The organism is Deinococcus metallilatus (assembly GCF_004758605.1).
Classification (GTDB): domain Bacteria; phylum Deinococcota; class Deinococci; order Deinococcales; family Deinococcaceae; genus Deinococcus; species Deinococcus metallilatus.
In genome coordinates this window covers 645,001-655,000 of the sequence record NZ_CP038512.1, presented here as the reverse complement: position 1 = coordinate 655,000, position 10,000 = coordinate 645,001, and the positions used below count along the sequence as shown (strand labels likewise).

8 protein-coding genes (2 of these 8 running past the window's edge) are annotated in these 10,000 nt (G+C 67.8%); 6 read left to right on the top strand and 2 right to left on the bottom strand.

Features of this window, described 5'->3' with window-relative positions:
* Together sufD and E5F05_RS09070 are read left to right on the top strand one after the other, a co-directional pair.
* Positions 1 to 1,074: the 3' portion of a Fe-S cluster assembly protein SufD gene (gene sufD, locus E5F05_RS09075; protein WP_129118300.1), read on the top strand. 279 nt of this gene lie to the left of the window's left edge; only the last 1,074 of its 1,353 coding nucleotides appear in the window; its start codon lies beyond the left edge, outside the window; it ends in the stop codon at positions 1,072 to 1,074.
* Positions 1,075 to 1,168: 94 nt separating this feature from the next.
* Entirely contained in the window at positions 1,169 to 1,765 is a 597-nt protein-coding gene (locus tag E5F05_RS09070; RefSeq protein ID WP_129118299.1) for a TMEM175 family protein, read from the top strand.
* On the opposite strand, the gene E5F05_RS09065 is transcribed toward E5F05_RS09070, so the two are convergent.
* The gene (locus E5F05_RS09065) at positions 1,668 to 2,273 is read right to left on the bottom strand and encodes a cupin domain-containing protein (protein ID WP_129118298.1); all 606 of its coding nucleotides are present in this window, start codon (positions 2,271 to 2,273) and stop codon (positions 1,668 to 1,670) included. The genes E5F05_RS09070 and E5F05_RS09065 overlap by 98 nt on opposite strands.
* 153 nt (positions 2,274 to 2,426) lie before the next feature.
* On the opposite strand from E5F05_RS09065, the gene E5F05_RS09060 reads away from it, so the two are divergent.
* Both E5F05_RS09060 and E5F05_RS09055 read left to right on the top strand, forming a co-directional pair.
* Positions 2,427 to 4,058, top strand: a complete 1,632-nt coding sequence (locus tag E5F05_RS09060; protein WP_129118297.1) for an efflux RND transporter periplasmic adaptor subunit — start codon at positions 2,427 to 2,429, stop codon at positions 4,056 to 4,058.
* The gene (locus tag E5F05_RS09055) at positions 4,055 to 7,423 is read left to right on the top strand and encodes an efflux RND transporter permease subunit (protein WP_129118296.1); all 3,369 of its coding nucleotides are present in this window, start codon (positions 4,055 to 4,057) and stop codon (positions 7,421 to 7,423) included. Before E5F05_RS09060 ends, E5F05_RS09055 begins: the two co-directional genes overlap by 4 nt.
* A 113-nt stretch (positions 7,424 to 7,536) precedes the next feature.
* Here E5F05_RS09055 and E5F05_RS09050 read toward each other — a convergent pair whose 3' ends face one another.
* Positions 7,537 to 8,256: a 50S ribosomal protein L25/general stress protein Ctc gene (locus tag E5F05_RS09050; RefSeq protein WP_129118295.1), complete on the bottom strand. Its 720-nt coding sequence runs from the start codon at positions 8,254 to 8,256 to the stop codon at positions 7,537 to 7,539.
* Between the two features lie 252 nt (positions 8,257 to 8,508).
* Here E5F05_RS09050 and E5F05_RS09045 point away from each other — a divergent pair, with 252 nt between their 5' ends.
* Both E5F05_RS09045 and efp read left to right on the top strand, forming a co-directional pair.
* A complete protein-coding gene (locus E5F05_RS09045) occupies positions 8,509 to 9,636 on the top strand; it encodes a hypothetical protein (protein ID WP_129118294.1) in 1,128 nt (375 codons plus the stop codon).
* A gap of 127 nt (positions 9,637 to 9,763) precedes the next feature.
* On the top strand, positions 9,764 to 10,000 hold the 5' portion of the coding sequence (gene efp, locus E5F05_RS09040) for an elongation factor P (protein WP_129118293.1). The gene runs 321 nt beyond the window's last position; only the first 237 of its 558 coding nucleotides appear in the window; the start codon lies at positions 9,764 to 9,766; its stop codon lies off the right edge, out of view.

The window sequence follows — 10,000 nt, the reverse complement described above, 5'->3', positions numbered from 1 at the left end:
TACGCCACCGAACTGCCCGCCGAACTGCGCGAGAAGGGCGTCATCTTCACCGACCTCAAGACGGCGGTGGAGCAGCACGCCGACAAGGTGCAGCAGTACCTCTACAGCGTGGTTCCGGCGGAAGTGCCCGACGACACGACCATCGCTGCACCCGGCACCACGCCGAGCAAGTCCCCCGACCCCAGCGAGGGCAAGTTCAGCGCGCTGGCGGCGGCCCTGTGGACGAACGGCGCCTTCGTGTACGTGCCGCGCGGCGTGGAAGTCGAACTGCCCCTGGGCAGCTTCCGCGTGATGAGCGAGGCGGGCACCTACACGGCGACCCGCACGCTGGTCGTGGCCGAGGAGAACGCGCAGGTCACCTTCATTGACGAGCAGGACAGCGAGGAGCTACCCGGCACCTACGCCATCGGCGCGGTGGAGCTGGTCGTGAAGCAGGGTGCGCGGCTGCGGTACGTCTCCATCCAGAACTGGGGCAAGGGCGTCACGCACATCCAGCGCCAGCGCGGCGACGTGGCCCGCGACGCGGTTCTTAACAGCCTGGTGGTGACGATGGGCGGCACCCTCAGCCGCACCGAGATGCAGAGCTACCTGCGCGGCCAGGGCAGCGACTCGGAAATGCTCGCGCTGTACTTCGCCAACGAGGACCAGCACTTCGACCACTACACCCTCCAGCACCACGCCGCGCCGCACGCGCACAGCGACCTGCTGTACAAGGGCGTGAACGCCGACCAGTCGGTGGGCGTGTTCAGCGGCATGATCAAGGTGGACCTGGGCGCGCAGAAAACGGACGCCTACCAGAAGCACCGCACCTTGATGCTCTCCAGCGAGGCGCAGAACTACAGCGTGCCGCAACTGGAGATCAACGCCAACGACGTGCGCTGCTCGCACGGCTCCACTACGGGACCCGTCAACCAGGAAGCCCTCTTCTTCCTGCGCTCGCGCGGCATCCACAAGGAACTGGCCGAGAAGATGCTGGTGACGGCTTTCCTCGAAGACGTGCTTTCGCGCGTGCCGCTCCAGAGCGTGGTGAAGTACATCGAGGGGATCATCGCTCAGAAGGTGGGGGCGGCGTAAGGCAGGGGTAGGAGTTAGGGGTTAGGAGAGGCGGTCGGCTTCCGGGGAGGGGCTGGCCGCTTCTTCATCTGGGAACTTGGTGGTAAAACCCGGCATGAACAAGTCCCGCATGGAAGCCTTCTCGGATGGAGTCCTCGCCATCATCATCACGATCATGGTGCTGGAGCTGAAAACGCCGGAAGGCCACGACTGGCGCGAACTCGCCCGCATCTGGCCGGTGCTGCTCAGTTACGTCATCAGCTTTCTGTACGTCGGGATTTACTGGAACAACCACCATCATCTGATGCTGACGGTCCACCGCGTCAGCGGGGGCATCCTGTGGGCGAACCTGCATCTGCTGTTCTGGCTGTCACTGTTTCCGTTCGTGACCGGCTGGGCGGGCGAGAGTCACTTTGCCGCCGTGCCGATGAGCTGTTACGGCTTCGTGGCGCTGATGGCGGCGGTGGCCTACACCATTCTGGTCCGCACCATCATCCGCGCCGACGCGAGCAATCACCTGCTGGCCGACGCGACGGGCCGCGACCTGAAGGGCAACCTGTCGATTGCGGCCTACCTGATCGCCATTGTCGCGCCCTTTTTCGGGCAGACGGGCGTTATCGTCTCCGGGCTGATGCTGACCGCCGTCGCCCTGATGTGGCTGATTCCGGATCGGCGGATCGAGCGGGTGCTGGCAAATGAACCCACGACCTGAAGCGGCTCCGATTCCCGGCCCGAATTGCCCCAGCTTCCACCCACGCCTCTCCGCTTACCGGGTCGCGTTCCGGGTCCGGCACCCCCGCAATCCTCTGCTGCGCCGCCTCCACATCCGTCTCCTCCGGGCGGCACAAATCCCATTCCCTCCCCCCGGCGTAAGCCCCGATCACCAGCAGGTCGGGGCTGCTGCCGTCATTCTTGTGTCCCGTTCCGGCGGGCAGAACCAGCACGTCCCCCTCCCCCACCTGTACCTGCGGGCCGCCCTCGCCGCCGAGGGTCAGTCGGGCCTGCCCACGGGCGATGACCAGCACTTCATGGGCCGTGGAGTGGTAGTGGTGGAAGGGGTAGATGCCGTCGCGCCAGGCGTTCGTCCAGCCGCGCTCACGCAGGTGGGCTTCGATCTGCGCGGGCGTCTTCCCTTTCAGCGCGGCGCGGGAGAGGCGGACGGGCTGGGGGTTGTTGGGCACCGGGCCATCCAGCGGGAGGGTCAGGTCTTCGGTGGGCATACCCCAGGGTAGATTCGTGACCGATTCCCAGTGTGAAGATTCTTCGAAGGCCCTCGCGGTGTCGTCCTGGTGGGCTTTTTGGCCGGATGCCGGGAAGCGGGAGAGGCGGGCGTTCTTCGATATTCCTTCGCGAAACGGTGGTTCCATGACGGCATGGATCAGGTGACCAGGCCAGTTTCGGATCAGGACAGCCCGCCTGCCCCTGCGCCGCACCAGACGCCCGCCCCTCCCGGGAGGAAATCCCGCTCCTTTCCCTGGGGCTGGCTGCTGGTGCCGCTGCTGCTGGGGGGCGTCGGCTACGTCGGCTACCGGCTGGGGCAGGACGACGCGAGCAGCACCGCGACCGCCGGAGGAGGCTTCGGCGGGGCCGGTTCCGGTGGTGCCGGTTTCAGCGGCAGGTCAGCCTCAGGTGGTGCCCCGCAGGGAGCGGGGGCCCGGGGGACGCGGGGACAGAATGCAGGGGGACAGAACGCGGGTGGGCAGGCAGGCGCGGGGACGGCGGCAGGCAGACAGGGAGGGACCGCTGGCGGAGCCTTCGGTGCAGCGCCAGGAACCGGGCGCAGCCGTGCAGGCAGCCAGGGGCAGACAGGCGCGGGCCGCACAGGCGGCGGAACCGGCGTCACCATTCCGGTTCAGGCCACCGCCGTCAAGGAAGGGACCCTCCGCACCGAGCGCCGCCTGACGGGCACGGTGGCGGCGGCGCAGGAAACCACCGTCTCGGCCCGCACGTCGGGTACCGTCACCCGGATTGCGGCCGACGTGGGCAGCACCGTGAACGCGGGGCAGACGGTCCTGGCGCTCAGCAACAGCGACCTGAACACCAGTGTGGAGAGTGCGCGCAACGCGCTGGAAACGGCGCAGGTGCAGCTCCGCAGCCAGACGAACAGCGTGCAGAGCGCCCGCGCGCAGCTTCAGCAGCAGGTCAGCGCCGCCCAGACCACGCTGGCGAACGCCGAGCAGAGCCTCGCGGCCTTGCAGAAGCTTGCGGCCATCGGCGCGGCGTCACGGACGGAAGTGAACAACCAGAACGCCCAGGTGCAGGCGGCGCGCACCACCCTGACGACCGCCCAGGCGAATCTCGCGGACAACACCCGCGCGCAGACGGAGGGCCTGGCCGAGGCCCGCCTCGCCGTGCAGCGCGCGCAGATCGCGTTGAACCAGGCCCAGGCGGCGGCGACAGCGGCCCGCGTCACCGCGCCCTTTGCCGGGCAGATCACCAGCCTGAACGTCAGCGAGGGGCAGTACCTCGCCGCCAACAGCCCGGCCTTCACGCTGGTCAGCCGTCAGCGGCAGGTGGCCGTGAACGTGCCCACCACCGAAGCCGGGACCCTGCCGGTCGGCGCGGCCCTGACCTTCGTGGTGGGGCAGCAGAAGTACCCGCTCAAGGTGATCCAGAACGCGGGCGCCCCCACGGGCGGGAGCGTGCCGGTCATCGCCCGCTTTACCGAGTCCAGCCCCCCGGCGCTGGGCACCGTCGGATCGGTGGTGTACTCCGCGAAGGTGGCGTCGGGCGTGCTGGTGCCCAGTACGGCCCTCCAGGCGGACAATGACCAGACGTACCTCTTCACCATCGAGAACGGCAAGGCGCAGCAGCATGAGGTGAACGTGCTGGGGCAGGCCGGGACGCAGTCGGCGGTCAGCGGGATCGAGGCGGGCAGCCAGGTCATCACCCAGCCGCCGACCGGGTTGCTGGACGGCGCGAGTGTGACGACCGCCAGCGGCGGCAGCGGGCGGCGGGGCGGCGCGGGTGGTGCGGGCGGGCCGCCTCCCGGGGGGATGCCATGATTCGCCAGGTGGGCCAGAAGGTGTTCGGCGGCGTGAACTCGCTGGTGGGCTTCTCGGTCGCGCGCTACGTGCTCGCCATCGGGATTTTCGTGGGCGTCGTGGTGTTCGGGTTCGTGTCCATGCGGTCGCTGGGGGTGGACCTGCTGCCGAGCACGAACATCCCGGTGGTCAACATCAGCACGTCCTACCCCGGGGCCAGCCCCACCTCGGTGGACGAGGAGGTCACGCAGGTCATCGAGAGCGCGGTCGCGCAGGTGCCCAACGTGACCAGCATCAACAGCACCAGCAACACCGGGAATAGCCGCGTGACGCTGCAACTGGAGGACGGCACCGACCAGAACGCTGCGGCGAACCAGGTGGCCTCGCTGGTGTCGGGCGCGGCGCGGCAACTGCCGCAGGGCGCGGGGAATCCCAGCGTCCGCACCTTCAACCCGAATGCCCAGCCGATTCTGGAATTCGGCGTGTCGGGCGGCACGGCCAGCCAGGCCGACGTGTACGACTACGTGAACAACCAGCTCGTGCCCGCCCTCCAGCGCGTCGAGGGCGTGGCGGACGTGGAACTCAGCGGCGGCTCGCAGCGCGGCGTCGAGGTGCTGCTCGACCCCAACAAGCTCAGCGCCTACGGCCTGACGCCTCAGAGCGTGGCGAACGCGATCAGCGGCAGCAACGTGCGTTCCTCCATCGGGACGGTCACGCGGGAGGGCAACAGCCTGACCTACACCACCAACGCCAAACTGACCAGCCTGGACGACATCGCGAACGTGATTCTCGACGCCGCCAAGGGCGTGCGCGTCTCGGACGTGGCGAGCGTGAAAGACAGCAGCACCGCGACCGGCGTGACCCGCGTGAACGGCCTGCCGGTGGTGCTGGTCAGCATCCAGCAGACGGCGGGCAGCAACGCGGTCGCGGTCGTGGACGGGGTCAAGGCGCTGATCGCGGGGATCAAACTGCCCGCCGGGTACAGGGTCACCTACAGCAACGACACGACCGGGCCGATCCGCGCCAGCATCGCGTCCACCACGCATGAACTGTGGATCACGGCGCTGGTGGTCGCCCTGGTCACGCTGCTGTTCCTGGGCCGCCTGAACACGGCCCTGACGGTGATCGCGGCCATTCCGATCTCGCTGGCCGCCGCGCCGATCCTCTACAAGCTGATGGGCTTCACCTTCAACCAGGTGTCGCTGCTGGCGCTGATCGTCGCCATCGGCATCGTGGTGGACGACTCCATCGTGGTGGCCGAGAACGTCGAGCGGTACCGGGCGATGGGCTTCGGGCGCGTCGAGGCCGTGCTGCGCGGCGCGTCCGAGGTGTTCAGCGCGGTCGCGGCCGCCTCGCTGTCGCTGCTCGCGGTGCTGATTCCGGTCAGCTTCATGGGCGGCATCGTGGGCGAGTACGTCAAGCAGTTCTCGCTGGGGCTGGCCGCCGCCGTGCTGCTCTCGTGGCTGGAGGCGCTGCTGTTCCTGACCGTCCGCATGGCCTACACGCCCGACGCCGCGCCGCTGGGCTGGCGGGACGTGCCGCGCGTGCTGGGCCGCCTGCCGGAGGCCATGCGCTGGGGGCTGGCCTCGGTGCGGACGTGGTGGTTCTGGGTGCTGGCCGCCGCCTTCCTGGCCGTGCTGTGGACGCGGGCCGAGAACCGGCTGCTGCTGCTCACGGTCCTGCTGCTCCCCCTCGTCCTGGGTGTGGTCCGGTATCTCTGGGGCGCACTGCTCGCCGTGCTGGAGGCCCTCACCACGACGCTGCACGGCCTGACCGACCGGCTGCTGGTGGGGGTGCGGGAAGCCTATGTCCGCAGCCTGGACAGCGCCCTGAACGCCAGCGCCGGGGTGCTGCTGATCGCCGCCGCGTTCCTGGTGGCGACCGTGCTGCTGGTCGTGCCGCGCATGCACTTCACCTTCACGCCCGCCACCGATTCCGGAACGCTGCGGGCCGGGCTGCGCCTTCCCAGCGGGCTGTCGCTGAACACGCGCAACGAACTCGTCAGCCGCCTGGAGGGCTACTTCCTGCGGCGGCCCGAGGTGAGAAGCGTGCAGGCCAGCGTCACGCCCAACGGCACCAACCTCAATATCACCCTCAAGCCCAAGACGGAGCGGGAGGACATCGCCACGCTGACCGGCACCTACCAGCAGGCGCTGCGCGGCATGTTCAGCGACTATCCCGACGTGCGCGCCAACGTCTTCAGCGGCGGCGGGTTCCGGGGGCAGGGCAACAGCCAGAGCCTCACGCTGGTCGCGAACAACTACGACCTGCTCAAGCAGCGCGCGGCGATGGCAGTGAACGTGCTGGAGCAGAATCCCAACGTCCTGAGCGCCAGCAGCAGCCTGGACAACACCACCCTGGAAAACCAGTTCGTGCCCAATCCCGGCCTGCTGGCCCAGGCGGGCCTCACGGCCAATACCGTGGCGCAGGCCCTCGGGACCTACGGCAGCGGCTCCAGCGGCGGCAACGTCGAGATCGGAGGCGTGACCTATCCGATCAGCGTGGAACTCGATCCGCAGTACCTGCAAGACGACCAGTCGCTGCTGTCGCTGCCGATCTACAGCAATGCCCTCCAGAGCAGCGTGACGGTGGGCCAGCTCGGCAGCATCGTGCAGGCGAGTGCGCCCAACAGCGTGCAGCGGACCAACCGGCTCTACAGCCTCGACCTCTCCATCGAACCCGACCCCGCCAGCAAGCTGACCGCCACCCAGTTGCAGGACCAGCTCACGGCGGCGCTGACCCGCGCGGGCGTGATCGACAACCTGGTGACGGTGGGCAAGGCGGACCGCAACAGCGCCTTTGCCATCGGCAACCGCATCGGGTCGCTGGGCCTCCAGGCGTTCGCCCTCTCGCTGCTGCTGGTGTATCTGGTGATGGGCGCGCAGTTCAACTCCTTCCGCTATCCGCTGTACCTGCTGCTGCCGGTGCCCTTCGCGGTCGCCGGGGCCTACTGGATGATGTTCCTGGTCGGCGGCACGCTCGATATCTTCGGCGTGCTGGGCTTCCTCCTGTTGATCGGCCTCTCGGCCAAGAACGCGATCATCTACCTCGAATTCGTGGTGGAGCAGATGCAGAAGCTGCCGCTGCGGGAGGCGCTGATCGAGGCCAGCCGCCTGCGCTTCCGGCCGATCATCATGACCACCCTGACCGTGCTGGTGATCAGCATTCCGCTGCTGCTCAACCGGGGCAGCGGCAGCGAGTTCGGCAAGAGCCTCTCGATCATCATCGTGGGCGGCATCAGCGTCTCGGCCCTGATGACCTTTTACGTCGTGCCCGCCGCCTTCTCCCTGTTCGAGCGGGGGCGCGCGGCCCATCCGGCAGTGCGGGAGGCCGAAGTCAGCGTGCCGACCGGTCCCCCGGCCGCCACACCGGCGGCGGGAGCGTAGGCTCTCACTCAGGAAGGGCGTTCCCACCAGCAAGGGAACGCCCTTTCAACAGGCCAAAAGGCGAGGGCCGGAACGCCCTTTCGGGAATCCCGGCCCTCTCTCTGTTCTGGGGGTTAGCCCTGGTTGGCCTCTTCGCTGGCCGCTTCGGTTTCGCGCTGGGCCTCGCTGCCCTCGGAAGCCTTGACCTCCTCGATGCTGGCGGCACCTTCCAGCACGGCCTCGGCGGCGGCCTCGGAGATCTCGCCGCTGGCGACCATGCCCGCGACCTGGGCGGCCTGCGCCTGGGCTTCCAGCTCCTCGGCGCTGAGGCGGGGCGGCAGCACGCTGAGCACGACGAGGTCCGCGTCCACGGCGAGCTTCACGCCCTCGGGGAGCCTGATCTGCCCGGCAGTCACGTGGTCACCGATGTTCAGGCGGGTCACGTCCACGGCGATCTCCTGCGGGATACGGCGCGGGCCGGGGGCGATGACGTTCAGGTTGTGGACGACGATGTCCACCAGGCCGCCCTGGACCTCACCCTGCGCCTTGCCGCTGGTATGGACGGGCACGCTGACCTCGATGGGTTCGCCGTAGGTGACCATGTAGAAGTCGGCGTGGATGGCCTCGCGGCGGCGCTTGTCCATCTGCACGGCCTTGACCAGCGCCGGGAAGGTTTCGCCGCCCTCGATGGTGATGTCGAAGAGGCCCGTCGTGCCCTGCTGGCGGAAGGCGCGGTCAAAGGCCTTGCGCTCGATGGCGAAGTTGACGTTCTTCTCCTTGTTGTAGGCGACGGCGGGGATCATGCCTTCGGCCAGCTTTTCCTGGCTCTTGCGGGGGGTGGCTCTCAGTTCCATGTGCGTGTTTCCTCCGGGGGGGCACTTTGGCCGCCTCACTCGCGCCGCGTCCGGGCATGTCGCGCCGGGGGCGGGGCGGGGGCCAAGCAACCCTGGCAGTGTAGCAAATCCTGGCAAGCGCGCGAAGAGGACTACGAACTAGAATGTCATATGTCCACCGCTTCTCCCACGTCCTGGCTTGACGAGGTCAGAACTCTTGTTCTGTCTGCTCCGGATAACCTGTGGCCGGGCTTCCATCCCGCAAAGGTTCCCTTGCTCGTTTTCGACGGACAGACCACCCACCTCAGCGGGGCGCTTCCACAGGAGCAGGGCTGGACGGAGGGGGCAGACGGCTGGTCATGGCCGGGGCGGCATCCGGCGCTGATTGCCAATACGGCGGTCACGCTGCCCGGCGGCACCGTTGCGGCAGGCATCCTCGCTCATGGGCTGGAAACCTTGGGGCCGCAGCGGCTGGCAGCCCTGCTGGTGCATGAGGCTTTTCATGTCTTTCAGGCCATCCACCCTTCCCCCGCCTGGGAGGCGAATGAACTGGATGCCCTCACCTATCCCCGGACAGAACTGACGGTGGCGCACGCCCGCGCGCAGGAAGCCGTGCACCTTGCGGCGGCCCTGGCCCATCCAGAGGGCTGGGAGGCGGCCGCGCGTCAAGCCCTGGCCTGGCGGAGCGTGCGTTTCGAGCATCTGCACCCCGAACACGTCCGTTACGAGCAGCGGATGGAGACTGTGGAAGGCCTGGCCCACTTCGTCGAAATCTGCTTTCTGAAGGAGTTCCCCCGGCTGGACGGGGGACAGGATGCCGGAGCGAACGTGCGGGAGTGGGCTTACCGCAGCGGCGCGGCTCTGGCGCATCTGGTGGCGCGGCGAGGGGAAGGCTGGCAAACACAGGTCATGGCGGGGATTCCACTGGATGAACTGCTGGCGGCCCAGGTCAGTGCCGCAGAGAAACCTGAGCCAAGCCCGGAACTGCTGGAAGCCGCGCGCCGGGCAGTTCAGGCCGCGGATAGCCAGCTCACCGCCTTGGTGACAGAGTTCCGGAGCCTGCCCGGTCCCCGCCTCACCCTCCAGGCCGAGGTTCCATGGAGTGCGACGGGTTTTGACCCGCTGAACGTCCTTGCTCTCCCTGACGGCTCCTTGCTTCACCGGCGATATCTGCGCCTCACAGGACCCACTGGAGAACTGGAAGTCATGGGCGCGTCAGCCGTGACCCACGGTCCACAGCCACTGAACGTCACCCGCCTGGAAGTGGCCGGTTTGCCCGCAGGTCTGGAGCCTTCACTCACTGAGGGTCGCTGGCGACTTGTCAGCGAAAGTTTGCAGGCGAATGTTCCCGCACAGGCCACGACCCAGGATGATCAGGGCGGTTGGAACATCAGCGTCTGACCCTTGACGCCTCTGCTAGAATCGTGCCTGTTGCCGCGCGGCGCGGCGCCCGTGCTCCGGACTGATCTCTGGACGGCCAGGCGAGCGCCCCGGCCGAACAAGGCGAGCAAAAAGGGAGAGTTGAAACATGATCAGCGTGACTGAACTTCGGAATGGCACGAAGGTGGAGATGGACGGCGGCCTGTGGGAATGCCTGGAGTACTCCCACCTCAAGATGGGACGCGGCGGCGCCAAGGTCGTCACCAAGTTCCGCAACATGGAAAGCGGCTCCATCGTGGACCGCACCTTCAACAGTGGTGAAAAGCTTCAGGACATCTACGTGGAGGGCAAGAAGATGCAGTACCTCTACAAGGATGGGGACGAC

Coding starts and splice junctions, on each gene's coding strand:
- E5F05_RS09055 (WP_129118296.1), top strand. CDS start 4,055: ATGATTCGCCAGGTGGGCCAGAAGGTGTTCGGCGGCGTGAACTCGCTG.
- E5F05_RS09070 (WP_129118299.1), top strand. CDS start 1,169: ATGAACAAGTCCCGCATGGAAGCCTTCTCGGATGGAGTCCTCGCCATC.
- E5F05_RS09060 (WP_129118297.1), top strand. CDS start 2,427: ATGGATCAGGTGACCAGGCCAGTTTCGGATCAGGACAGCCCGCCTGCC.
- E5F05_RS09050 (WP_129118295.1), bottom strand. CDS start 8,256: ATGGAACTGAGAGCCACCCCCCGCAAGAGCCAGGAAAAGCTGGCCGAA.
- E5F05_RS09065 (WP_129118298.1), bottom strand. CDS start 2,273: ATGCCCACCGAAGACCTGACCCTCCCGCTGGATGGCCCGGTGCCCAAC.